18 protein-coding genes and 2 pseudogenes are annotated in these 23,975 nt (G+C 69.8%); 7 read left to right on the top strand and 13 right to left on the bottom strand.

Features of this window, described 5'->3' with window-relative positions:
• Positions 1 to 75 precede the first annotated feature (75 nt).
• Both OGH68_RS27770 and OGH68_RS27765 read left to right on the top strand, forming a co-directional pair.
• Positions 76 to 2,247 carry a RecQ family ATP-dependent DNA helicase gene (locus tag OGH68_RS27770; RefSeq protein ID WP_264247749.1) on the top strand — a complete coding sequence of 724 codons (2,172 nt, stop codon included), beginning with the start codon at positions 76 to 78 and terminating at the stop codon, positions 2,245 to 2,247.
• 219 nt (positions 2,248 to 2,466) lie between these two features.
• Complete coding sequence (locus OGH68_RS27765) at positions 2,467 to 3,096, top strand: hypothetical protein (protein ID WP_264247747.1); 630 nt, start codon at positions 2,467 to 2,469, stop codon at positions 3,094 to 3,096.
• Positions 3,097 to 3,168: 72 nt separating this feature from the next.
• Here the strand turns inward: OGH68_RS27765 and OGH68_RS27760 are convergent, their stop codons facing one another.
• The 3 genes from OGH68_RS27760 to OGH68_RS27750 all read right to left on the bottom strand — a co-directional run bounded on the left by OGH68_RS27760 (position 3,169) and on the right by OGH68_RS27750 (position 5,273).
• Positions 3,169 to 3,789: a hypothetical protein gene (locus tag OGH68_RS27760; RefSeq protein WP_264247746.1), complete on the bottom strand. Its 621-nt coding sequence runs from the start codon at positions 3,787 to 3,789 to the stop codon at positions 3,169 to 3,171.
• A gap of 82 nt (positions 3,790 to 3,871) precedes the next feature.
• Positions 3,872 to 4,573: a ribonuclease HII gene (locus tag OGH68_RS27755; RefSeq protein ID WP_264247745.1), complete on the bottom strand. Its 702-nt coding sequence runs from the start codon at positions 4,571 to 4,573 to the stop codon at positions 3,872 to 3,874.
• Positions 4,574 to 4,625: 52 nt separating this feature from the next.
• On the bottom strand, positions 4,626 to 5,273 hold the full coding sequence (locus OGH68_RS27750) for a TetR/AcrR family transcriptional regulator (protein ID WP_264247744.1): 648 nt from the start codon (positions 5,271 to 5,273) through the stop codon (positions 4,626 to 4,628).
• Between the two features lie 121 nt (positions 5,274 to 5,394).
• On the opposite strand from OGH68_RS27750, the gene OGH68_RS27745 reads away from it, so the two are divergent.
• Positions 5,395 to 6,948 carry an MFS transporter gene (locus OGH68_RS27745; protein ID WP_413471039.1) on the top strand — a complete coding sequence of 518 codons (1,554 nt, stop codon included), beginning with the start codon at positions 5,395 to 5,397 and terminating at the stop codon, positions 6,946 to 6,948.
• A gap of 207 nt (positions 6,949 to 7,155) precedes the next feature.
• Here OGH68_RS27745 and OGH68_RS27740 read toward each other — a convergent pair whose 3' ends face one another.
• The 3 genes and pseudogenes from OGH68_RS27740 to OGH68_RS27730 all read right to left on the bottom strand — a co-directional run.
• Positions 7,156 to 8,070, bottom strand: a complete 915-nt coding sequence (locus OGH68_RS27740) for an ADP-ribosylglycohydrolase family protein (protein ID WP_264247742.1) — start codon at positions 8,068 to 8,070, stop codon at positions 7,156 to 7,158.
• Between the two features lie 12 nt (positions 8,071 to 8,082).
• On the bottom strand, positions 8,083 to 8,742 hold the full coding sequence (locus tag OGH68_RS27735) for a histidine phosphatase family protein (RefSeq protein WP_264247741.1): 660 nt from the start codon (positions 8,740 to 8,742) through the stop codon (positions 8,083 to 8,085).
• 19 nt (positions 8,743 to 8,761) lie between these two features.
• Positions 8,762 to 9,066 (bottom strand): annotated as a pseudogene (locus tag OGH68_RS27730) (ATP-binding cassette domain-containing protein); the annotation flags it as partial.
• Positions 9,067 to 9,202: 136 nt separating this feature from the next.
• On the opposite strand from OGH68_RS27730, the gene OGH68_RS27725 reads away from it, so the two are divergent.
• Entirely contained in the window at positions 9,203 to 9,826 is a 624-nt protein-coding gene (locus OGH68_RS27725) for a TetR/AcrR family transcriptional regulator (RefSeq protein ID WP_264247739.1), read from the top strand.
• On the opposite strand, the gene OGH68_RS27720 is transcribed toward OGH68_RS27725, so the two are convergent.
• Positions 9,827 to 10,432: a YdbC family protein gene (locus tag OGH68_RS27720; protein WP_264247738.1), complete on the bottom strand. Its 606-nt coding sequence runs from the start codon at positions 10,430 to 10,432 to the stop codon at positions 9,827 to 9,829. It lies immediately after the preceding gene.
• Positions 10,433 to 10,553: 121 nt separating this feature from the next.
• On the opposite strand from OGH68_RS27720, the pseudogene OGH68_RS27715 reads away from it, so the two are divergent.
• Together OGH68_RS27715 and OGH68_RS27710 are read left to right on the top strand one after the other, a co-directional pair.
• Positions 10,554 to 11,326 (top strand): annotated as a pseudogene (locus OGH68_RS27715) (hypothetical protein).
• Positions 11,327 to 11,380: 54 nt separating this feature from the next.
• A complete protein-coding gene (locus OGH68_RS27710) occupies positions 11,381 to 11,911 on the top strand; it encodes a TerD family protein (RefSeq protein WP_264247737.1) in 531 nt (176 codons plus the stop codon).
• A gap of 137 nt (positions 11,912 to 12,048) precedes the next feature.
• Here OGH68_RS27710 and OGH68_RS27705 read toward each other — a convergent pair whose 3' ends face one another.
• Positions 12,049 to 14,931: a vitamin B12-dependent ribonucleotide reductase gene (locus OGH68_RS27705; RefSeq protein ID WP_264247736.1), complete on the bottom strand. Its 2,883-nt coding sequence runs from the start codon at positions 14,929 to 14,931 to the stop codon at positions 12,049 to 12,051.
• Positions 14,932 to 15,100: 169 nt separating this feature from the next.
• Positions 15,101 to 15,613, bottom strand: a complete 513-nt coding sequence (nrdR, locus tag OGH68_RS27700; protein ID WP_264247735.1) for a transcriptional regulator NrdR — start codon at positions 15,611 to 15,613, stop codon at positions 15,101 to 15,103.
• Between the two features lie 572 nt (positions 15,614 to 16,185).
• On the opposite strand from nrdR, the gene lexA reads away from it, so the two are divergent.
• Positions 16,186 to 16,971: a transcriptional repressor LexA gene (gene lexA, locus OGH68_RS27695; protein ID WP_189888369.1), complete on the top strand. Its 786-nt coding sequence runs from the start codon at positions 16,186 to 16,188 to the stop codon at positions 16,969 to 16,971.
• A 162-nt stretch (positions 16,972 to 17,133) separates the two neighbouring features.
• Here the strand turns inward: lexA and OGH68_RS27690 are convergent, their stop codons facing one another.
• From OGH68_RS27690 to OGH68_RS27675, 4 genes are read right to left on the bottom strand one after another with little or no spacing between them, the layout of a single operon-like run.
• Positions 17,134 to 19,104 carry an ATP-dependent DNA helicase gene (locus OGH68_RS27690; RefSeq protein WP_264247734.1) on the bottom strand — a complete coding sequence of 657 codons (1,971 nt, stop codon included), beginning with the start codon at positions 19,102 to 19,104 and terminating at the stop codon, positions 17,134 to 17,136.
• A gap of 52 nt (positions 19,105 to 19,156) precedes the next feature.
• Positions 19,157 to 20,977, bottom strand: coding sequence for an IucA/IucC family protein (locus tag OGH68_RS27685; protein ID WP_413471038.1), 1,821 nt, complete (start codon positions 20,975 to 20,977; stop codon positions 19,157 to 19,159).
• 59 nt (positions 20,978 to 21,036) lie between these two features.
• Complete coding sequence (locus OGH68_RS27680; protein ID WP_264247733.1) at positions 21,037 to 21,798, bottom strand: GNAT family N-acetyltransferase; 762 nt, start codon at positions 21,796 to 21,798, stop codon at positions 21,037 to 21,039.
• Positions 21,799 to 21,857: 59 nt separating this feature from the next.
• A complete protein-coding gene (locus OGH68_RS27675; protein ID WP_264247732.1) occupies positions 21,858 to 23,966 on the bottom strand; it encodes an IucA/IucC family protein in 2,109 nt (702 codons plus the stop codon).
• Positions 23,967 to 23,975: the final 9 nt, after the last annotated feature.

The raw sequence follows: 23,975 nt of genomic DNA, 5'->3' as shown, positions 1-23,975 counted from the left end.
CCCCTGTGGATAACTTTGTCCACAGGCTCGTCGGCTCGTTCGCGGTTTGTCGGTGCCATCGGGTTGCATGGGTGCATGACCAACGCAGACCGCGCGGAGCTCAGGGCTTCCGCCGATTCCGTCCTGGCCCGGCTCGTCTCCGACACCTCGGGCCGCGCCCGGCTGCGCGAGGACCAGTGGCGCGCGATCGAGGCACTCGTCGCGGACAAGCGCAGGGCCCTGGTCGTCCAGCGGACGGGATGGGGCAAGTCCGCTGTCTACTTCGTCGCCACGTCGCTGCTGCGGGCGAGCGGCAGCGGCCCGACCGTGATCGTCTCTCCGCTGCTCGCGCTGATGCGCAACCAGGTGGAGGCTGCGGCGCGGGCCGGTATCCATGCCCGGACGATCAACTCGTCCAACCCCGAGGAGTGGGAGACCATCCAGTCCGAGATCGCGTCGGGTGAGGTCGACGTGCTGCTCGTCAGTCCCGAGCGGCTCAACAACCCGGACTTCCGCGACCAGGTGCTGCCCAGGCTGGCCGCGGCGACCGGGCTGCTCGTGGTGGACGAGGCACACTGCATCTCAGACTGGGGCCACGACTTCCGGCCCGACTATCGCCGGCTGCGCACCATGCTCGCCGACCTCCCCGCGGGCGTCCCGGTCCTTGCCACGACCGCCACCGCCAACGCGCGGGTCACGGCGGACGTGGCGGAGCAGCTCGGCACGGGAGCGGGCACCGACGCCCTGGTGCTGCGCGGCCCGCTGGACAGGGAGAGCCTGAGCCTCGGCGTGCTGCAGCTCCCGGACGCCGCGACCCGTCTGGCCTGGCTCGCCGATCATCTCGGCGAGCTGCCGGGGTCCGGCATCATCTACACACTGACGGTCGCCGCCGCTGAGGAGGTCACCGCCTATCTGCGCCAGTGCGGCCACACGGTGACCTCCTACACCGGACGCACGGAGAACGCCGACCGGCAGCAGGCGGAGGAGGACCTGCTCGCCAACCGGGTCAAGGCGCTGGTGGCGACATCGGCGCTTGGCATGGGCTTCGACAAGCCGGATCTCGGTTTCGTGGTGCACCTCGGTTCGCCGTCGTCCCCGATCGCGTACTACCAGCAGGTGGGCCGCGCCGGCCGCGGCGTGGAGCTTGCGGAGGTGCTGCTGCTGCCGGGCAAGGAGGACGAGGCGATCTGGCAGTACTTCGCATCCGTCGCCTTCCCGCCCGAGGATCTCGTGCGCCGCACACTCGACGTACTGGCGCAGGCCGACCGCCCCCTCTCGCTTCCGGCGCTGGAGCCGCTGGTGGAGCTGCGGCGCACCCGGTTGGAGACCATGCTCAAGGTGCTCGACGTCGACGGCGCCGTACGACGGGTGAAGGGCGGCTGGGCCACGACCGGACAGCCCTGGTCGTACGACTCGGAGCGGTATGCGTGGGTGGCCCGGCAGCGCGCTGCCGAGCAGCAGGCGATGCGCGACTACGTGAGCTCCACCAGCTGCCGGATGGAGTTCCTGCGACGCCAGTTGGACGACGAGGAGGCGTCGCGCTGCGGCCGCTGCGACAACTGCTCCGGCGCGCGGTTCAGCGACAAAGTGTCCGCTGCGGCACTGGACGCGGCTCGGGGGGAGCTCGGCAGGCCCGGTGCGGAGGTCGAGCCGCGCAAGATGTGGCCGACGGGGCTGCCCGCCGTCGGCATCAGCCTCAAGGGCCGCATCCCGGAGAGTGAGCAGTCCTTCACCGGGCGGGCTCTGGGGCGGCTCTCGGACATCGGCTGGGGCAACCGGCTCCGTCCGATGTTCACGCCACAGGCGCCGGACGGCCCGGTGCCCGACGACATGGCAGAGGCGGTCGTGACCGTGCTCGCCGACTGGGCCAGGGGACCTGGCGGCTGGGCCTCAGGAGCCGCGGACGCGCCGCAGCGCCCCGCGGGGGTGGTCACGGTCGCCTCCCGCAGTCGGCCACGTCTGATCGGTTCCCTCGCCGGACGCATCGGGGAGGTCGGCCGGATGCCGCTGCTGGGATCCGTCGAATACGTGCCGGAGGTACTGGACTCGGGTATCCCGCGTACCAACAGCGCCCAGCGGGTGCGAGCGCTGCACGAGGCGCTCGTCGTGCCCCCGCAGTTGGCGGAGGCGCTGGCCGCCGCGGGAGGTCCGGTGCTGCTGGTCGACGACTACTCGGAGAGCGGCTGGACCTTGGCCGTTGCGTCACGGCTGCTGCGCAGGGCGGGCGCGCAGGGGGTGTTCCCGCTGGTCCTTGCCATCCAGTCCTGAAGCGAAGGGGTCGTCCGGGGCCGAAGAGGGAAGGGATATGAACGTCATACCCGCTGTTTTCCACCGGTGGTGCCGAATTGCTCGTTGCCGCATTCCCATGCGCCAGGAAGAATTGGAGTGCTCCCCCGCACGGCCCGTTCGCGGTCCCCAAGGGCCATGCCGTGGCGCGCCCTCACCCGACCCTGCCCGCACTGTGGGCGCGTATGCGAAGGGAGGACCGTGACCTTCGGATTCGCTTCGTCCGCAGCCACCTCGATCACCGCATCGGCCAACTCCGCCAACCGCCTTGCCCGGTTGCTCGAGCCGGCCGAATGGGCAGCAGCCGGTATCCCGCTGCTGCGCAACCCGCGCGAGGTGGTCGGTGGACTGCATGCCCGGCACCGTCCCGCACCCACGACGGCAGTCGTCGCCGTGCTCGATCACGAGGAACGGCTGGCGGCCAGCGCGTCGTTCTCCCGGCGCGCCGTGTCCGCGGACGGCTGGGAGTTCCGCAACGCACTGCTGGCCCATCTGCGGCGGGTGATTCCGCACGACCTCCGCCGGCGCACACCCGTGCGCACCGCCGTGCTGCTCTATTGCCGTGAGGGCGACGAGCGGTGGACGGAGGAGGACGGGGCATGGATGTGGGGCCTGCGGGACGCGTGCACGCTCCACGGCCTGCGCTGCGGCGCGTACATCACGCTGACGCGCGGCGGTTGGCAGGTGCTGGGCGAGGGGCGCGGCGGGCGCCACCCCAACTCGACGTCGTCACCCGGCCGTTTGGCCGACGCGGGTACCGACGCCGATCCGGTGCCTCTGCGTACGGCAGGCGGCGCCGTTGACGCACTCCGGCGCACGGCGGCCCGCTGAATCGTCCACCGGCTGCCCATGACCGGGCAGCCGGACCACGATCGACCGTACGCCCCGTTCAGGAGGTCCGGGTCAGACGCCCGCACCGAGAACGGCGTTGATGCGCTGGGGGTCACCGCAGACGATGAGAAGCGCCGAAGCCTTCTTCAGTGCGGCCGGCAGCGCACGGGCAGCGATGTCGTCCCTGCCGCCGTTGACAGCGACCACGACGACGGGCCGGGCCGCGGCACGGTCCACCGATGCGGCGTCGGCGTAGAAGACGTCGTCGCGGGCGTCGTGCTGGCCCCAGTAGGCGCTCTCGCCGAACGACAGCTCGTGAGCGGCCCACGGGTGCGGGTCACCCGTGGTGAACACCAGCACGTCGCCAGGGGCGCGGCCGGAGTCGAGCAGCAGGTCGACCGCCTCGTCGGCGGCGTCCAGTGCGGCGTCGGCAGCTGCGGGGACCAGCTGGATCTGCGGCGCGGAACGATTCTCCGGCCGGGGTGGCTTCGGCTTCCCGGCAGCACCGGATGCGCGCTGCGCAGGCGGGGCGGGCCTGGACGGGCCGGGGCCCGGGTGACCGGGACGCGGCGAGGCCGCGGACCGCGGACCGGGGACGGGACGGGGGGTCGGCGCGGTACGGCCGGTGGCCGGAGTGACGCGGGGACCCTGGGCGCTCTCGTGAATCTGAGGCTCCTCGGGAATGAGAGGCATGGGTGGATGTCTATCAAATGCTGGTGCGGAAGGCATCGGCGGGTGGCACGAACAGTGCGACCGGGCTGATGGCAGGGCAAGTTCAGAAGTCGAAGCCGAGCTGGCCCCCGCTTTCCAGTTCGGCCGCCTCCGGGGAGATACGGACCTTCTTCAGGTGCCGCCACCGGGGCAGGGCGTCGAGATACGCCCAGGAGAGCCGGTGGTACGGCGTGGGGCCCAGTTCCCGGAGAGCCGCCTTGTGCACGGGCGAGGGGTAACCGACGTTCTCGGCGAAGCCGAAAGCGGCGAAGTCCTCAGGCAGTTGGGCCATCAGCGCGTCCCTGCGCACCTTGGCGATCACCGATGCGGCGGCGACGGCCACGCACGACTGGTCACCCTTGATCACCGTACGCACCTGCCAGGGCACTCCCAGGTAGTCGTGCTTGCCGTCGAGGATGATGGCATCAGGCCGGACCGGCAGTTCTTCCAGGGCCCGGCCGGCTGCCAGCCTGAGGGCTGCCGTCATTCCCAGCTCGTCGATCTCCTCCGGCGACGCGTGGCCGAGGGCGTGAGCGGTGACCCAGCCCTCGAGCAGCCCTGCCAGTTCCTCACGGCGCTTGGGAGTGATCAGCTTGGAGTCGGTCAGGCCGATGGGCGGCCTGCGCAGTCCGGTGACCGCCGCGCACACCGTCACCGGTCCGGCCCACGCTCCGCGCCCGACTTCGTCGATACCTGCGACGATCTTGGCGCGGGTGGTGGCCCGGATCGAGCGCTCGACTGCGTGAGTGGGTGGTTCGTAGGGCATGGCGCCAGCAAGGGTACGCCGCCGGGGTGCCCGGATGACAACCGGATGGAGGTCACGATCCGCACGCGGTCGTACGGCAGCTGTGCGGCCGGAGCAGCGGGAGCATGACCTGATCGATCATCTTGGCGATGTCCTGGTCGCGCCATTCGCTCCCGCACACCTTGGAGCGGTACATCAGCAGGCTCGGGATCACATCGAGAACCAGTTCGCAGAGCGCGTCCGCCCGGACGTCACCACGGTTCACACCCCGCTGCACCACCGCACGGAAGAGCTGCACGGATGGCTCGACCACCCGGCTGACGATCAGGCCCTGGAAGCGTTCGGCCGCAGCGGCATCGCATTCGTAAAGCACTGATCGCAGCGCGATGCCGGTGCGGGAGAACATCGCGTCACGCACCCGTCGGCAGACATGGAAGAGGTCTTCCCGGATGCCGCCCTGGTCGGCGGCTTCGTCGAGCCGTGGGAGCCCTGCCTCCAGCGCGTCGGCGACAAGGTCCTCCTTGGAGGGCCAGCGCCGGTAGACGGCCGCCTTTCCCGTCTGCGCCTCTGCGGCGACCCCTTCCATCGTAAATCCGTTCCAGCCGACCGTACTCAGCTGCTCCAGGGCGGCTTCGAGGATCGCCCGCTCGAGCACGGGACCTCGTCGGCGCAGGGGGGCCGACGGAGCCTGCGCGGCACTGGTCCAGCGCGAAGTGGCCATCGTCATATCTCCGTTGGGGACGGGAGGTTCAGTGAACGCTTGCGTTCACTGACGGGGACTCTCTACGGTTGACGGAAAAGTGAACGGCGTCGTTCACTAACTCACGCGTGGGGGATTCGTAGTGACAACCTCTCAGTTAACAGCACCTGCTCCACCGGGGGCGGCCCGCCGGCAAGGGCGCCCCGGCATGGCACTCACCGTCATCGCCGCCCTGCAGCTCATGGTGGTCCTCGACACCACGATTGTGAACATCGCGCTCCCCCACATCCAGGGAGCGCTCGAGTTCAGCACGACTCAGCTCTCGTGGGTGGTGAACGCCTACACGCTCACCTTCGGCGGACTTCTCCTCCTCGGCGGTAGAGCGGGCGACATCCTCGGGCGTCGCCGGGTGTTCGTCGCCGGTGTGCTGCTCTTCACCTTCGCGTCGCTGCTGTGCGGGGTCGCGCAGGAGCCGTGGCAGATGCTCGCGGCCCGCGCGCTTCAGGGGGTGGGCGGAGCGATCGCCTCGCCCACGGCGCTCGCGCTGATCACCACGACCTTCCGTGAAGGACCGGAACGCAACCGCGCCTTCGGCATCTTCGCGGCCGTCTCCGCCAGCGGCGCGGCCATCGGGCTGCTGGCAGGCGGCATGCTCACGGAGTGGCTGGACTGGCGCTGGGTCTTCTATGTGAACCTGCCCATCGGCATCCTGATCGCCGTTCTGGCGCCCCTGTTCATCAACGAGTCGGAGCGCCACCCCGGCCGGTTCGACGTGACGGGCGCGCTCACCTCCACCGTCGGCATGGCGTCGCTGGTCTACGGCTTCATCCGAGCCTCTGAGGACGGCTGGAGCGACGGGCTCACGCTGGGCGCGTTCGCCACCGCGGTGGTCCTTCTGACGGCCTTCGTGCTGATCGAGCGCAAGGCACACGAGCCGATCACGCCCCTGCGCATGTTCGCCGACCGCAACAGGTCCGGCACGTATCTGATCATGATGAGCCTCGCGGCGGCGATGTTCGGCATGTTCTTCTTCATCGTCCTGTTCGTGCAGAACGTGCTGAGCTACAGCCCCATCACCTCGGGCCTCGCGTTCCTGCCGGTGACGGTGATGATCGTGATCGCGGCGGGCCTCTCCTCGAAACTGCTGCCGGTGCTGGGGCCCAAGCCCTTCCTCGTCGCCGGCGCCGTGCTCACGGGCAGCGGCATGGCGTGGCTCACGTTCATATCCCCCGACAGCTCCTACGGAGGCGGAGTGCTCGGGCCGATGCTGCTCTTCGGCTTCGGCATGGGTCTGGTGTTCGTGACAGCGACCTTGACCGCTGTGTCGGGAGTGGCGCAACACGAGTCGGGCGCCGCATCCAGCCTGCTCAATGCCACGCAGATGGTCGGAGGTTCCCTCGGCCTGTCGATCCTGATGACCGTGTTCGGGACGGCGAGCCGCGACGAGGCCGAGCGGCAGCTGCCGTCGTTCCTCGCCGAGGCGACGCCCGCCCAGCAGGAGGCCTTCGCCAAGACCCACGAGCTGCCGCCCCCATGGGGACACCAGGTCCTCGCCGAAGGCATCTCGACCGCGTTCTGGGCCGGAGTGGGCCTGGTCGCGCTCGCCGTGGTGACAGCCCTGTTCGTGGTGCGGGTCCGCAAGAGCGACCTGGAGGCACTCAGCGGAGCGGCGGGGCCCGGCGGCCACGCCGCGTGACACGCCGGTGCAGGCCGCGCCCGAGAGGACGGCCTGCACCCGCGTCATGACGGTCCGGCGACGGACCGCCCCCGTCTCGCGCTCCCACCATCAGGGCTGTCCCCCGCCGGGCCGTCTCCGACGCCGCGGCTTACCGCCTCGCCCTCCTGGCGTCGCCACAGCTTCTCGCCGGCACTTCTGCCACTCCTGGCGCCACGGCCCCCGGCGTCAGTCCCGGCGGTCCGCTCCGGGCAGCCAGTCGGGCAGTTCCTCCGTGCGCTCCAGCCAGTGCGCCGGCGGCTGCGCGGCCTTGCTCGCGGCGACGACTCCGCAGGCGATGGCGCAGGTGGTGTCGACATCGCCGCCGACCTGTGCCGTGGTCCAGAACGCCTGCTCGAAGTCCCCGAGCGACCGGGCCGCGGACCACAGCGCGAACGGCACCGTGTCATGGGCACTGGTGCGTCGGCCGCTGCCCAGTACGGCGGCGACGGTTCCGGCGTCGTTGTAGTCGAGCATGTCCCGCGCCCGGCGCAGACCGGCGCCCACCGCGCTGCGCGGCACCAGGGCGATCACACCGCCCAGCAGGTCCGCCGGTGCCGGCGGCCCCGCGGGGGCGGCTGCCAGCGCGGCCGCCGCGGCCACGGCCATGGCGCCGACCACGGCCTCCCGGTGCTGGTGCGTGGGGTACGAAGAGATCTCGGCCTGGTGCGTGGCCTGTTCCGGGTCGTCCGCGTACCAGGCACCGAGAGGCGCGATCCGCATGGAGGAGCCGTTGCCCCACGATCCCTGCCCCTGGAAGAGCTCGGCCGACAGCTCGCGCCAGTCGCCGCCCTCCCTGATCAGCCGGAGCAGCCGGTTGACCGCGGGGCCGTAACCACGGTCGAAGTCGTGATGTTCGGCGAAGGACCGGGCGAGGGCGTCCTGGTCCACACGGTGGCGGTCGACAAGCACGGCCAGAACGGAGCAGGCCATCTCGGTGTCGTCCGTCCACTGCCAGACGGAGGGCGGCAGCTCGCGCCGTTTCAGCAGCGGATAGTTGGAGGGAACGAAGAACTGGGAGCCCAGGGCGTCTCCCACGGACAGGCCTCGCAGGCTGTCCAGAGCGCGTACGAAGCGCCGGTCGGATGCGGAATCAACGGTCATCTTCCTGCCACTCTATCCGGTGGCGCCGTACGGCTTCGGGGTTCTCCAGCGCTCGAAGGGCCGGTCGAGGCGGTACCGCCCGTCGTCGCCGCGCTGCAGTATGCGGGTCGCGCCGTTGCCCGGATTGGACAGCGACTCGAACTCCGCCACCGTCCAGTGGAACCACCGCATGCAGAACAGGCGCATGGTCAGTCCGTGGGTCACCAGGAGCACGTTCGGCGGATGGTCGGGGGCCTCGAAGCTCCGGTGCAGACTCTCCAGGAACGCACCGACCCGGTCGTACACGTCGGCCCCGGACTCCCCCTGGGCGAAGCGGTAGAAGAAATGGCCGTACGCGTCCCGGTACGCCTTCTGCAGCCGTACGTCGTCCCTGTCCTGCCAGTTGCCCCAGTCCTGCTCCCGCAGCCTCGGCTCCTCCCGGATCCGGACGAGCTCCGGGTCCAGTCCGAAGGCCCTGAACGTCTCATGGGTGCGGCGGTACGGGGAGACGTAGACGCTGACCCGTTCGCGTCCGAAGAGCTCCCGCAGCCGTGTTCCCGTCTCCGCGGCCTGCGCCAGGCCGACGGCGGTCAGCCCGAGAGCGTGGTCGGGCTCGCGTTCGTACACCGTGTCATCGGCATTGCCCACCGACTCTCCGTGCCGGACGAGGACGATACGTCGCGGTCGCGCCATAAGACGACCCTAGGGCCTTTCAGTCGAGCAGTCGGTCGGATGCCGTCCTGTGGACCCTCCCTTCGAAGCGCCGGCGCAGCAGCGGTCGTGCGAGACGACCACCAGTGCACCGGTCCAGGCGGACAGAGCTCCTCCAGTTCCTCGACCAGTCCGAGCGCCAGGTGGTTGGCGGGCTCGTCGAGCAACAGCAGATCGGCCGGCCGGGCCAGCAGCCGGGCAAGAGCCAGGCGGCGCCGGCTGACCGGCAGAAAGGGCTCCCACGGCGACATGCAGATCTCTCGGGCGGAAGAGTCTGTAGGACAGCAGCAGGTCTGCGAACTCGTCCTCGGTACGGGACAGAGTGACTCCGCGCATGGAGATCTGAGTGGGCAAGGACACCTCCACAAGGCATTAACGCAACACTTGTCGCGTTACCGCGAGTGTGGCACACTCAAACCACCTAACGCAACAGGAGTGGCGGTTGACCTCTGCACAGTCCGCACCCGGCACGCTCCGTCCCGGCGGCCGCACCGCCCGCACCCGCGCCGCGGTCCGCGACGCCGTTCTCACCGGGCTGGGTGAGCACGGCTACCCCGGCCTCACCGTCGAATACGTCGCGGAGCACTCCGGCGTCCACAAGACGACCCTGTACCGGCGCTGGGGAGGGATAGAGGGACTCGTCGCCGACGCTCTGGAGCTGGCGGGCGAGGACGACTGGAGCCCGCCGGACACCGGCAGCCTCCAAGGTGACCTGCGGGCGCTGGCGCGCGAGGCGGCCGACTCGTTCACTGATCCGGTGCAGGCTGCCGCGCCCACCGCGATCATCGCCGCGGCCTTCCAGTCCGATCGCGCGGCCGACGCGCTGCACGCCTTCTACGCGGAGCGCTTCTCACGCTGCGAGACCATCGTGCGCCGTGCGGTCGAGCGCGGGGAAGCTCCACCCGGGACGGACGCGGGAGCGGTGGTCCGAGCCGTCTCCGCGCCGCTCTACTTCAGGCTGTTCATCACCCGGGAGCCGATCGGCCACGCGCTCGCGGACCAAGCGGCCGCGACCGTCGTCGCGGGTGTGAGGGCCGGCGTCTTCACCGCCGCGGCGGACAGCTGATCACACCGTCCAGGACGGCTCCAGTGCCACGACGTCCCCCGCCAGGGCTGACACGTCCGCCTCCGTCTGCGCGCGCAGCAGCAGCCGCTCGACGCGTTCGGCACGGTACTTCCCGTGCTCCGCCGCCGACAGCCACATGGACATCACCAGGAACTCGTTGCCGGGTGCCTCCCCGAACACACCGCGCACCATCCCCGGCGACCCCGCCATCGCCGGGTTCCACACCTTTTCCTGCATCAGGGAGAAGTGCTCGACCCTGTCCTCGCGGACCCGGCAGTGGGCCACCCTGACCACGTCGGATTCCGTGAACCGCGGTTCGAAACCGGTCCTTACGTCGAAGCGGTGGTCGAACAGCTTCGCCTGCATGTCCTTGTACGTGCCCGCCTGTCCGGACGCGAGCCGGTCGTGGGCGCGCGCCATGAACGAGTCGTAGAAGGCCCGTGTCTCCCAGAAGGCGAAGACATGGGCCACGTTCGGCCGTATCCTGCTCCACCCTCCGCCCTGCCCCCGGAATCCCGGCTCACCCAGCAGCCCCGCCCATTTCCGCTGCCCGCGTTCGAACCCTCGGCGGTCCACCACCGTGCAGCGAATCCACTTGACCAGCACCGCGCCATCGTACGGCCCGGAACGTGGCGCCGGTCACTCCCTGCGTCACAGCACCCGCCCACCGCACGGGTACGCCCGCGGTCTTTTGACGCATACCGCTGAACGCTCGTCACCCCACACAATGATCACCACGACGGCCCTGCACACCAACCCGCTGTTCAACCGCCTCACGTCAGCCGAGCGCATCCTCGTCGTCGGCGTCGGCGGCGGCTTCGACGTGTACGCGGGGCTGCCGGTGGCCCTGTCCCTCCTCCACCAGGGCAAGGAGGTCCACCTGGTCTGGCCAACCTCACGTTCAGCGCCATCGAAGGCCTGCCGGTCGACGACTGGCTCGCTCCCGACGTAGCTGTGATCACACCGGAATCGGCGCCGTACCAGGCGTACTTCCCGGAGGGCTCGCTCGCGCGATGGCCGGCGCTCCTCGGCTACCCCGACACCGTCCTCGCCCTGTCCCGTGTGGACGTCCAGCCGTTGCGCGCCGCCTACCGGGCACTGATCGAGCGGTACGACATCGACGCGGTGGTACTCGTCGACGGCGGCACGGACATCCTCATGCGGGGCGACGAGTCGGGTCTGGGTACACCCGAAGAGCACAGGACCAGCGTCGCCACTCTGGAGGCCGACGGCGCCTACCTCGGGGCGTTCTCGGTGCCCCGCGCCTCCCGTGAGGGCGCTCTCTTCGTCGATGCCGTGGCACACGCCCAGGCCACCACCCCTGACCGTCCCAGCATTGTGAACGGCTGCTTCGCCTTCGAACTCGAGGGGATCGCACGGCGCTGCCTGTATCTGGACCGGATCGAGCACACCCATCTGATCGGCCAGGTCAGCAGTGAGATCGAGGCGTTCCGCGACGAGGTGGTGCGCCGGCGGCCTCCTCGCCGCATCCCTCACTGAACGGATACGGTCAACGCACGAAGTATTTCCGGTGGTTACGGGGAAGGATGAGCTGTGAGCAGCCTCAACAAGGGCGTCCAGAAGGCGGAAGTGGCCCTCAGGTGGGATCCCAGCCCCCTCGGCGAGGCGCCCCATGACCTCGATCTGGTGGCCGCGACGTATCCGGCGGAGGCCCCTTTCGGCGAGCCGGCGTACGTCGTGCACTTCGACAGCCGCTCCCCCGACGGCACGATCACCCTGGCGAGGGAGAGCAGGACGGGGCAGGGCTTCGGGGCGGACGAGGTCATGACCCTGGAATTCGACCGGCTGGCGGCGGCCTACGGCCGGGTCGTCGTCGGAGTCGTGATCCAGCAGAGCAACGGTCGCACGGCGTTCGGCGATGTCGCGAACGCCTCGGTACGGGTCGTCGAGGGGCACACGGAGATCGGGGGGAACGATTTCGCCACCGTCCCGGACGCCACGGCGGCGACGGTCTGCGAGTTCGTCCGCGGCGAGGCCGGTGAGTGGACGTTCAGCGGCACGCTCGCCGGTTTCGACGCCGACCCGCAGACGTATCTCACGGTGATGGGCCGTCCCGTCCGCTGATCGCGCATGCCGGCGCGGAGAAGCAGGGCGCGTGGCGACCGCACAGAGCAGCGGCGGTGACCACACGGACAGGCAAAAGGGCGGGAGAGCCTCATCGGCTCCCCCGCCCTCACCGGTTCACCCGGTGGCGTCGGTCATCAGCTGCAGCCGCTGGTCGAGCCGCATCCCTCGCAGATGTAGCAGGAACCGGCACGCTGCATCTTGGTCCCGCAGGAGAAGCACAGCGGGGCGTCGGCGCTGATGCCCAGCTGCATCTCCACCAGCTCGGCGGACGTGTGGGCCTGCTTCGGCGCCGGTACCTCCGCGTTCGGGGCGGTGACGGCCTTCAGATCCTGCTGCACCGGAGCGGACTGGGCCAGGGCCTCGACATCCAGCTCGTCGTCCGCGGGCTCGTAGGAACCGGTCTCCAGGTGGCGCTGACGCTCCTCCGCGGAGTGGATGCCGAGTGCGGAACGGGTCTCGAAGGGCAGGAAGTCCAGCGCCAGGCGGCGGAAGATGTAGTCGACGATCGACTGCGCCATCCGCACGTCGGGGTCGTCCGTCATACCGGCCGGCTCGAAGCGCATGTTGGTGAACTTCGAGACGTACGTCTCCAGCGGAACGCCGTACTGCAGGCCGACCGAGACGGCGATCGAGAAGGCGTCCATCATGCCCGCCAGGGTGGAACCCTGCTTCGACATCTTCAGGAAGACCTCGCCGAGACCGTCGTCCGGGTAGGAGTTGGCGGTCATGTAGCCCTCGGCACCGCCGACCGTGAAGGAGGTGGTGATCCCCGGGCGGCCCTTGGGAAGACGCTTGCGGACCGGGCGGTACTCGACGACCTTCTCGACCGCGGCCCGGATCGTCTCCTCGGCCTTCTCGGTGACCTCTGCCTTCTCCTGCTCCTTCTTCTTCGCGGAGAGCGGCTGGCCGACCTTGCAGTTGTCGCGGTAGATCGCGAGTGCCTTGACGCCCATCTTCCAGGCCTCGAAGTAGACCTCCTCGACGTCTTCGACGGTCGCCGTCTCCGGCAGGTTGACCGTCTTGGAGAGCGCGCCGGAGATCCACGGCTGGATGGCCGCCATCATGCGGACGTGGCCCATCGCGGAGATGGAGCGCTCGCCCATGGCACAGTCGAAGACCTCGTAGTGCTCGCTCTTCAGCCCCGGGGCGTCGATCACGTTGCCGTGATCGGCGATGTGGGCGACGATCGCCTCGATCTGCTCGGGCTGGTAGCCGAGGCGGCGCAGGGCCTGCGGGACCGTGCCGTTGACGATCTGCATGGAACCGCCGCCGACCAGCTTCTTGAACTTGACCAGGGCGAGGTCGGGCTCGAGGCCGGTGGTGTCGCAGGACATCGCGAGACCGATGGTGCCGGTCGGGGCGATGACCGAGGCCTGGGAGTTACGGAAACCGTTCTTCTCGCCGAGGCGGAGCACGTCCTGCCAGGCCTCCGTGGCGGCCGCCCATACCGGCGTGTCCAGGTCGTCCATGCGGACGGCCGTGGCGTTGGCGTCGGAGTGCTGCTTCATGACGCGCTTGTGCGGCTCGGCGTTGCGGGCGTACCCGTCGTACGGTCCGACGACCGCGGCCAGTTCGGCGGAACGCCGGTAGGAGGTGGCGGTCATCAGGGAGGTGATCGCACCGGCGAGTGCACGGCCGCCGTCGGAGTCGTACGCGTGTCCGGTCGCCATCAGGAGCGCGCCGAGGTTGGCGTAGCCGATGCCCAGCTGGCGGAAGGCGCGGGTGTTCTCGCCGATCTTCTGGGTCGGGAAGTCGGCGAAGCAGATGGAGATGTCCATCGCCGTGATGACCAGCTCGACGATCTTCGAGAAGCGCTCGACGTCGAACGACTGGTTGCCCTTGCCGTCGTCCTTGAGGAACTTCATCAGGTTCAGCGAGGCGAGGTTGCACGAGGTGTTGTCCAGGTGCATGTACTCGCTGCACGGGTTCGAGCCGTTGATCCGGCCGGACTCCGGGCAGGTGTGCCAGTGGTTGATCGTGTCGTCGTACTGGATGCCCGGGTCGGCGCAGGCCCAGGCCGCCTCGGCCATCTTGCGGAAGAGCTCCTTGGCGTCGACCTCCTCGATGACATCGCCGGTCATCCTGGCGCGCAGGCCGAACTTGCCGCCCGCCTCGACCGCCTTCATGAACTCGTCGTTGACGCGCACCGAGTTGTTGGCGTTCTGGTACTGGACGGACGTGATGTCGTCGCCGCCCAGGTCCATGTCGAAGCCCGCGTCACGCAGGGCGCGGATCTTCTCCTCTTCCTTCACCTTGGTCTCGATGAAGTTCTCGATGTCGGGGTGGTCGACATCGAGGATGACCATCTTGGCCGCGCGACGAGTGGCGCCGCCGGACTTGATCGTTCCTGCGGAGGCGTCGGCGCCGCGCATGAAGGAGACCGGGCCGGAGGCGTTGCCGCCCGAGGACAGCAGCTCCCTGGAGGAGCGGATACGGGAGAGGTTCAGGCCGGCGCCGGAGCCGCCCTTGAAGATCATGCCCTCTTCCTTGTACCAGTCGAGGATCGACTCCATGGAGTCGTCGACGGACAGGATGAAGCAGGCGGAGACCTGCTGCGGCTGGGGCGTGCCGACGTTGAACCAGACCGGCGAGTTGAAGCTGAAGATCTGGTGCAGCAGGGCGTACGCGAGCTCGTGCTCGAAGATCTCCGCGTCGGCGGGCGAGGCGAAGTAGCTGTGGTCCTCGCCGGCCTTGCGGTACGTCTTCACGATCCGGTCGATGAGCTGCTTGAGACCGGTCTCGCGCTGCGGGGTGCCGACCGCCCCGCGGAAGTACTTGCTGGTGACGATGTTGACCGCGTTCACCGACCAGAAGTCGGGGAACTCGACGCCACGCTGCTCGAAGTTCACCGAGCCGTCACGCCAGTTGGTCATGACGACGTCACGGCGCTCCCAGACCACCTCGTCGTACGGATGCACGCCGGGGGTGGTGTGGACGCGCTCGATACGCAGGCCCTTGCTCGCCTTGGATCCCTTGGCTCGGGACCCTCGTGCCGGGCCGCTCGTCGTCTCGGTCATGCCGCCTCCCATATACGGGCAAAAACGCCCTGAAGTGCCCAGATCTTCCCGGGGCACGGTTTGTATCTGTCGCTCCGGCCGCCACACACGGCGTCCACGAGCAGGTTCTTTGCCGCCCTGGGCCGACCGGCGGGGGCCCTCGTGTCCCCGGCCGTTCAGCCGCTCCCGCTCAGTCGGCGGCGGTGGCGGGCACGGGGACCTCGACGGTCCCGCCGCCCCCGCCTTCCTCAGCAGGAGGCCGCCCGGCGCGGAGTTCCGCGATGGCGGCCTCGAAGTCCTCGAGTGAGTCGAACGCCCGGTACACGGACGCGAAGCGCAGGTATGCGACGAGGTCGAGCTCCTGCAACGGGCCGAGTATGGCCAGACCCACGTCATGGGTGGTCAGCTCGGCACTTCCGGTGGCGCGCACCGCCTCCTCGACCCGCTGGCCGAGCTGGGCGAGGGCGTCCTCGGTGACCGGCCGCCCCTGGCATGCCTTACGCACACCGGAGATGACCTTGGTGCGGCTGAAGGGCTCCGTCACGCCGCTGCGCTTGATCACCATGAGAGAGGCAGTCTCGACCGTCGTGAATCGCCGGGCGCAGTCCGGGCACTGCCGGCGGCGGCGGATCGCCGTCCCGTCGTCGGCGGTGCGACTGTCGACGACACGACTGTCGGGATGCCTGCAGAAGGGACAGTGCATGGCTCCCAACCCCTCCTCCATGAGCACGACCGATATGCCTCTGCGGGCCGGAAACGGCCCCGCGAAGCAGCCACAAGCATAGGCGATGCCCTCGGCCGTGAAGCACCAGGGACACAACTTCTGGGTGGCCAACCCAATCCAACCACTAGATCTGGGGTTTGGCGTACTGCAGCTCGCTTCGCGTGTCGCCTTGCGCGACGCACCTGGAAGGGCACCGGCGGCACGCGGACACAGCCCGTACCGGACGGCTGCGCAGCGTGCGCGGACGAGTCCGCCCGATGCGACACGAGGCCCTGACGTCCCCGTCCCGGGGCGGCCGGAATGCGAGACTGCGAGATCGAAGGACGACCCGGAAGCGCGGTACCGGAAAGCGCCGGAACGACCCGGCTCCGTCGTGGTCGCCGGCGAAGGCTACCGTAACGGGTGCACGATCGGCTCGATCGTTCGCACTACACCCAGGAGAATGCCCACGTCAGGCAATCTGCGATTTTTCACTCGAACGTGTGTTTGGCGCAACCTTTCGAAACCAACTACCGTTGTCCAGCTAGGGAGACCATTCGAGAGGGGCCGACGTGACCACCACCGCAGACAGTGCCACCATCACTGCCCAGGACCGCTCACAGAGCCGATTCGAGTCGGTGCATGCCATGAATGACGCAGCCACGACCCCGGAGGGGCCGAAGCCCGGCCGCTCGCTGCCCGGTCGACCTCCTGGCATCCGGGCCGACAGCTCCGGTCTCACGGACCGGCAGCGGCGCGTCATCGAGGTCATCCGCGACTCTGTGCAGCGGAGGGGATACCCGCCGTCGATGCGTGAGATCGGCCAGGCGGTCGGCCTGTCGAGCACCTCGTCCGTGGCCCACCAGCTCATGGCTCTGGAGCGCAAGGGATTCCTGCGCAGGGACCCGCACCGACCCCGGGCCTATGAGGTCCGGGGCTCCGACCAGCCCAGCACCCAGCCCACGGACACCACCGGCAAGCCCGCCGCCTCGTACGTCCCTCTCGTCGGCCGGATCGCGGCCGGTGGCCCCATCCTCGCCGAGGAGTCCGTCGAGGACGTCTTCCCTCTCCCCCGCCAGCTGGTCGGCGACGGTGAGCTCTTCGTGCTCAAGGTCGTCGGAGACTCGATGATCGAAGCGGCGATCTGTGACGGCGACTGGGTGACCGTGCGCCGCCAGCCCGTCGCGGAGAACGGGGACATCGTGGCCGCCATGCTCGACGGCGAAGCCACGGTCAAGCGCTTCAAGCGGGAGAACGGCCATGTCTGGCTGCTCCCGCACAACGCCGCGTACCAGCCGATCCCCGGCGACGAGGCAACCATCCTCGGCAAGGTGGTGGCAGTGCTGCGGCGGGTGTGAAACCACCCGCCGGCCCAGACCGGACCCCGGGACCCACTGCGCCGGTCCCGGGGTCCTGCCCTGCCTGAATGAGTGCGGCAGCGAGCGTTCCAGCGGTGGCCTGCGCGCGCAAAGGCAGCCTGATCGCCTGCGGGCGATGAGGGGGCGCCATGTGCCTCCGCCCTACTTGCCCTCCGCCTTGGCCACCTCGTCGATGGCCGCCAGTGAACGGCGCACCTGATTGCGGTCCGTCGTGTACCAGAAGTCGGGCAGCGAGGCCCGCAGATAGCTGCCGTAACGCGCGTTGGCGAGCCTCGGATCGAGCACGGCCACCACTCCCCGGTCCCCGGTCGCACGCACCAGGCGCCCCGCTCCCTGAGCCATCAGCAGTGCGGCGTGCGTCGCCGCCACGGCCATGAACCCGTTGCCACCCGCCTCCTCCACTGCCTTCTGGCGGGCACTCATCAGCGGGTCGTCGGGGCGCGGGAACGGAATGCGGTCCATCACGACGAGCTGGCATCCCGCACCCGGCACATCGACGCCCTGCCAGAGCGAGAGCGTGCCGAACAGACAGGTCTCCGGGTCTGCGGCGAACGACTTGATCAATTCACCCAGGGTCTCCTCACCCTGCAGCAGAATCGGATTGGCGAGCCGGCCGCGCAGTTCCTCCGCGGCCGCCTTCGCGGCCCGCATCGAGGAGAAGAGCCCGAGGGTGCGCCCTCCTGCGGCCTCCACCAGTTCCGCCAGCTCATCCATCATGTCGCCACGGGAGCCCTCGCGGCCGGGGGTGGCCAGATGCCGGGCGACGTAGAGGATGCCCTGCTTGGGATAGTCGAAGGGCGACCCGACGTCGAGGCCCTTCCACTGCGGCACGTCCTCTCCCCCGCTGCCTTCCGGTGCGAGACCCAGCGAGGCCCCGACGCCGTTGAAGTCGCCACCGAGCTTGAGCGTGGCCGAGGTGAGCACCACCGACCGCTCCGCGAAAAGCTTTTCGCGCAGCAGCCCGGAGACGGAGAGCGGCGCCACCCGCAGCGACGCCCCGAAGCGGTCGTGCCGCTCGTACCAGACCACGTCGTACTCGGAACCGTGGGTGATCCGCTCCGCTACGGAGTGAACATTCTCGACAGCGGCCAGTGCCTGCTTGCGCACGGCGTCCTCGTCCTGGACGGACCTGTCCCTGGTGGAGCCGATCGCCGTGATCACCGTACGGGCTGCGTCCCGCAACGCCATCAGGGCGTAGCCGAGGTCCTCGGGGATCTTCTCGAGACGACCGGGGAGGGCCAGTTCCATGAGCCGCTCGAAGGACTCGGCGGCCGTCTGGAGAGCGTCGGCCGCCTTCTCGTTGACGAGCTTGGCAGCACGGCGGACAGCTCGGTTGACCTGCCCTGGAGTGAGCTCGCCCGTGGCGACGCCCGTCACACGGGAAACCAGCTCATGCGCCTCGTCGACGATCAGCACCTCGTGCTGCGGGAGCACCGGGGCGCCCTCGATGGCGTCGATCGCCAGCAGAGCGTGATTGGTGACGACGACGTCCGCCAGCTTGGCCCGCTCACGCGCCATCTCGGCGAAGCACTCGGCTCCGTAGGCGCATTTGGAAGCGCCCAGGCATTCACGGGAGGACACGGAGACCTGGCTCCAGGCGCGGTCGGAGACACCCGGGGTCAGATCGTCCCGGTCACCGGTCTCCGTCTCGTCGGCCCAGTCCCGCATGCGCAGCAGGTCCTTGCCGAGCTTGCTCGTGGGCGCCGCAGCCTCGAACTGGTCGAAGAGGCCGTCTTCGTCGTCCTGCGGAACGCCCTCGTGCAGGCGGTGGAGGCACAGGTAGTTCGACCGGCCCTTGAGCATCGCGAAATCGGGCCGGCGTCGCAGCAGCGGATGCAGGGCCTCGACCGTACGCGGCAGATCACGCTCCACGAGCTGGCGCTGCAGTGCCAGGGTCGCCGTGGCCACCACGACTCGTTCGCCGTGGGCGAGGGCGGGGACGATATAGCCGAGCGACTTGCCGGTACCGGTCCCGGCCTGCACCAGCAGGTGGGAATCGTCGTCGATGGCACCGGCGACGGCCTCGGCCATGGTGACCTGGCCTGGCCGCTCCACACCGCCGACAGCGGTCACGGCGGCGTGGAGGAGCTCGGGGAGGGATGGCTTCGTCATAGCCCGACCACCCTACGGGGCACCACCGACAACAGGATCACGCAGCGGTCCATCAGGCCGGTGCCAAAGGGTTGGGGACGGTGCCGTGGACGGCCGCGTGAGGGCGCTCGGGGCGGTCGCGGTACCCGTCGAGGTGCAACCGGTTCCGGTTGAGACACAGGCGCTCGATACGAGGAGTGAGCAGATCGAACGCCTCGTAGCGCTCCTTGAGCTCGGGGAAGCGGGCCTGGTGGCGCAGGATCTCGGCCCGTACGAGCGAGAAGAACTTCTCCTCGGGGACACCGAGTTGCTTCTCGCAGAGCGGAGCGAGATACCGGAACACCCCCACGAAGAGACCCGAGTGGATGAACTGGGTGAGAAAGCCCGGATCCTCGGTCAGGAGGATCCGGCGCACCTCGTCCGGCATCGACGCGTGCTCGGGCAGTGGCTGTGCGCTCACGTTCACATCGTCGACGAAGTCCTTGATCGCGAGGCGGACCGGGATGTCGTGGTCGTCGTACACCACGATGGCGTTCTCCCCGTGCGGCGAGAAGACGGTGCCGTAGCGGTAGAGGAAATGCAGCAGGGGCGGCAGCAGGGCCGAGAAGAGCCGCTGGAGCCAGACGGTCGCAGCGAGACCGGACCGGCCGACGAGTTCGGCGGAGAACGCCCGGCCGTGGGGATCGGTGTGGAGGAGCGAGGCGAGGGTGCGGGCCCGCTCTCCCGCGTCCAGCCGCGGCTGGAGCGGTTCGCGCCAGATCGAGCCGAGCAGTTCCTTGTACTGGTAGGGCACCTCGGCGAGATGGTCGAACAGCGGATGCTCGACCGTCACGGACGCGACCTCGCCGAGGAGGATGACCCGGCACTGGTCGCGCAGGAAGGGGTCCGCGTCGCGCAGTCCCTGTACCCACGAGGTGACGGCGGGCGCCGCGAGGGTCCGCTCGGTGGGCAGTCCCCGCCACACCAGCGTGTTCAGGATGGACAGCGGCAGCTTCACGGTGTGGCGGTCGGGCCGGTCGATGTTCGCGAAGGTCCTGATGGACTGCTGGGGCAGTCGCCGGTCGCCGTCGCTGGGCAGCGGAACGATCTCACCGCGTGCCACCGCGGGCGCGTAGAGGGGGAGCAGCACTTCGTCCCACTGCCAGGGGTGCACCGGGAGGAACAGGTACGCGGAGGGGTCGAGGCCTCTGGCGCGCAGCACGGCGGCGAAGGACTCACGGGTCGGTTCGTCGAGCTCGCGGCTGTACAGGTCCTCGGCACGGTCGAGCCCCGGAACCGCGCGGTAGGCCGCGAGCCCGGTTTTCACCGCTATCCAGGGAAGGCGTACTGGGCGGCGGGCTTCGGGAGCCCAGTGGGCGGCGTCGGTGGCGGAGAAGCCGATACGTCCCTTGTTGAGGACCAGCCAGGGGTGGCCGGTCTGGTGGCCTTCGAGATCGGCGTAGTCGAGATCCGCGAGCTCGGCGGCGCTCAGTGCGGTGCCGTCGAGGCGGGTGTCACCGGTCAGGGTGACGGACATTTCGCGCAGCAGGTGGCCGAGCGTGGCTCCGTCGAGGCCGAGCAGGTCCTTCGCCCGTGCGAGGAAGGCGAGCGGGTCGGTGAAGGGGCGGCCGTCGCACTCCACGGAGTCGGGGGCGATGCGCCAGCTTCCGTAGGCTCCGCGCCGTGCCCGGAACGTGAACACGCCGGTCCCGTCGACGGGGAGGGCGTAGAGGTCGCCGCAGGCCGTCGGTGCCGCGTGGTCCGGCTCGGCCGGGACCGGCTCGATGATCTCCTCGTACGCGAATTCACCGAGCATCTTGGCGAGCAGGCGAGCGGCTGCCCGGTCCCAGTTCCCGCTGGTCAGGCCGGGCGGGACGAAGGGGACGGAGCCGTGGCTGGCAGGGGATTTCGGCACGGGGACTCCTCAGGTGGAACCGATGCGGATCGAGCGGTGTATGTAAGTCAGCGAGTTGTTCACAGCAGGTTCCGCAGCGCGCGGTCGCGGACCATGAGGGCGGCTCGCTTGTCCGGAAGGTCGATCTCCTCGGAGAGACGGAAGCCGGAGCTGAGAAAGGCTGAGACGGAGGGGGTGTTGCGCAGGTCCGGTTCGGCGATGACTCGTGTGCACAGAGGCAGGTTGTCGAGCACGAGACCGGAAACGGCTCGAAGGATGGTGGAGCCGACGCCGCGGCCGCGGTCGGCGACGCCACCGATGAGCAGGTGGACACCGGTGTCGTGCGGACGCGCCGGATAGTGGCGGGCGAGAGGATCGAGGTCGGCGCGGTAGATCTCGAAATAGCTCATGGGTGTGTCGTCGAGGACGCCGAGGCAGGGGACGCTGCGGCCGTCGCCCTCGAGTTGTGCACGCAGGTGCGTGGCGGTGACGGAGTCGGGTCCCGCCAGCTCCCAGAAGGCGGCGACGGCAGGGTCGTTCATCCATCGGACGATGAGGGCGAGATCACGTTCGAGGGCCACGGGAACGAGCCGGAAGGCGCCGGCGGGCGTGGCCGCCGGGCCCCACTCGGCGAGGTCGCCGAGCAGGTCTTTGGCGGTGGCGCCCCCGGTCGTCGACCAGGGGCGGGCACGCGCCGACTCCGGAAGGAGAGCGTGGTCGTTGTCGTGGAACAGGGCGAGGAAGTCGTCCGGGAGCCGCAGGTCGAGCGTGTCCTCGGCTCCTCCTCCCGGGCCAGGAGCGGGGCCGGGCCCGCTGTCTGTGTGCGCATCGGTGGGAGGCAATGCGGCGTACTCCTCTCGCGGTGCGGTGTCGGGCGGTGCGGTGTCGGGTTTGCCGTGCCTCAGGAAGACCGGAGGGGATTGACGATGGTGACGTAGACGGACTGGGTGTCCACGGGGCCGACGAGTTCGTCGAGTCCGTGCAGCCGGGTGAGCAGGTTGGCCTTGCAGCGGAGCGTGGGTGTCTCGAGCAGCTGACCGGGCAGCGATGTGCCCATGCCGGCCGTGGACGAGAGGAACTGCCGGAAGGCGGCGAGCAGGACGCGCTCGTCGGCGAGGCGCTGCGCCCCGAAGGCGCCGATCAGCCCCAGGACGTTGTTGATGCCGAGGTAATAGGCGAAGCGCTCGTCGGTGACACCGTCGGACACGAAGGTGTCGCTGTCCGTCCCGACGCCCGGGAGGCGGGCGTCGAGGCGATCGCGGTGGGACTCGCGGAAGTAGTAGCCCTGATTGTCCCGGTAGCGGCCACCGGCCGGCCAGCCGTCGGGGTCCAGCAGCACGATCGTGTTCTGCTGGTGGGCCTCGAGGGCGATGCCCGCTGTGGCGTCCAGCCACAGCACGGGGCGCACGACATGGTCGAGGTAGCGAAGGAACCACTCGGCCGCCACCGCGGTCACCGGCCGGCCGGTACGGGCCGCGAGGTGCTCGACGGTGACGGCGAGACGGGAGCACATGCCCACCCGTCCGGGCCATGGCCGGGGGGTGGTCAGTGCCGCGACACAGACCGCGTCGTCGCCGGGGCCGAAGGGGTTGTGGCGGATCACGACGTCGAGTCCCTGCAGGGGTTCGGCGTCCGGGGTGTCGACGGCGAGCCAGGCCGGGTCGCGCACGATGTCGAAGCGGGGGTGCGCGGCCCGCCACTGCTCGGCGAGACCGGAGCGGAGCAGCCGGTGGACCTCGACTCCGCGGTGCAGTTCCTTGCGGAGGTTCTCCCGGCGGGAGTTGGTGATGCGCAGGCCGAGGGAGAGTTTGAACATGGCCGGGGCGCCGGGCCGGTGCACCGTACGGACGGAGGAGGTCGGGTACCAGCGGTCGCCATGGGGACCAAGGTCATGCAGGAGGCCGGCGTCCAGGAGCGCGGCGACGGCCGGGCGCTTCGTGAGGTCCTGTGCCTGCCAGGGGTGCAGCGGGAGGGCGGCGGTGTTGTCGGGAAGCGGGAGGTCCCCCGCGAGACGGGAGGTGAGCTGTTCGGCTGTGACGGCGCGGCCCTGTTCGGTCCAGGCCGACTCGGCGGCCAGGACCGAGGTGTCGACAGCCATCCAGTGCAGCGGGAAGGAGCCGTGCAACTCGGGCGAGTAGCTGCGCGTTTCGGCCTCGGAGAGTCCTTCACGGCTCTTGGGCGTCGGGTGGAGGGGGTGACCGAGCAGCAGCGACTGCTCGGCGGTGAGGAACAGGTCCGCCTCGGGCGGGGCGGTGGGGCGCCGGCGCCGGTCGGCGATGAAGTCGGCCGTGCGCCGCACGGAGTCGGCGACCCGGGCCACGAGATCGCTGCCCTCCTTGTGTCCGGCCTCGCGGCCGAGAAGCGCGGCGACGGTCACGGCGTCGGCCCGGACGGCCTCATGCGTGCTGCCCTCCAGGGCGGGAGGTCCGAAGCGGTGCCATCCAGTGGCCGACCAGTAGCGGACGGGGACCAGCAGCGCGGTGCCGCTGGCGTCGAGGGGGATCCGCAGGGTGCGTCCTTCGGGGCGGGCCAGGTCGTTCTCCCGCACCCAGCAGCGCAGCAGGTTCTCCACGGTCGCCGTGTCCGCGGCGCGGCGCTCATCGAGGTCGTCGAGATGGTCCGGGCCGTCCGCCGGGGCACGGTCACCGAAGCCGTCCTGGCCGGCCACCCGGCCGAGGTCGCGGCGGTCCGGGCGGGCCGCCCGGTCGACGGCGACGGGGAGGTCCGGGCCGTCCCTCTGGTCAAGGCGGTCGAGAAGGCCCGGGCGGACCACCGGGTCGAGGCGGTCGGGGTCGTCCGCCGCGGCGCCGGGGCGGTCGTGGCGAGGGGAGGAGCCGGTGTGCGTCGGCGTGGCCGTTGCACCGCCGCGCTGTTCGTCGAGGCGCCCGGCCTGACGTGGCACGGTGGCGGGCTCCACCGTGAGGGAGCCGCTCGTACCGCCCTTCTCGCGGTGGTGGCCGGCGGGGCCGTCAGGGGACTCGGGCGCATCGGGTGCGGGAGTGGGGTTCACGGAGGGCTT

The organism is Streptomyces peucetius, assembly GCF_025854275.1.
Classification (GTDB): Bacteria; Actinomycetota; Actinomycetes; order Streptomycetales; family Streptomycetaceae; genus Streptomyces; species Streptomyces peucetius_A.
The sequence above is the reverse complement of the archived record's forward strand: the minus strand, read 5'-3'. Positions and strand labels throughout refer to the sequence as shown.

Bases quoted from the DNA above. Each gene is read 5' to 3' on its own strand.
- OGH68_RS27690 (WP_264247734.1), bottom strand. From the start codon at position 19,104: ATGACGAAGCCATCCCTCCCCGAGCTCCTCCACGCCGCCGTGACCGCT.
- OGH68_RS27705 (WP_264247736.1), bottom strand. From the start codon at position 14,931: ATGACCGAGACGACGAGCGGCCCGGCACGAGGGTCCCGAGCCAAGGGA.
- OGH68_RS27735 (WP_264247741.1), bottom strand. From the start codon at position 8,742: ATGGCGCGACCGCGACGTATCGTCCTCGTCCGGCACGGAGAGTCGGTG.
- OGH68_RS27770 (WP_264247749.1), top strand. From the start codon at position 76: ATGACCAACGCAGACCGCGCGGAGCTCAGGGCTTCCGCCGATTCCGTC.
- OGH68_RS27740 (WP_264247742.1), bottom strand. From the start codon at position 8,070: ATGACCGTTGATTCCGCATCCGACCGGCGCTTCGTACGCGCTCTGGAC.
- OGH68_RS27750 (WP_264247744.1), bottom strand. From the start codon at position 5,273: ATGGCCACTTCGCGCTGGACCAGTGCCGCGCAGGCTCCGTCGGCCCCC.
- OGH68_RS27760 (WP_264247746.1), bottom strand. From the start codon at position 3,789: ATGCCTCTCATTCCCGAGGAGCCTCAGATTCACGAGAGCGCCCAGGGT.
- nrdR (WP_264247735.1), bottom strand. From the start codon at position 15,613: ATGCACTGTCCCTTCTGCAGGCATCCCGACAGTCGTGTCGTCGACAGT.
- OGH68_RS27755 (WP_264247745.1), bottom strand. From the start codon at position 4,573: ATGCCCTACGAACCACCCACTCACGCAGTCGAGCGCTCGATCCGGGCC.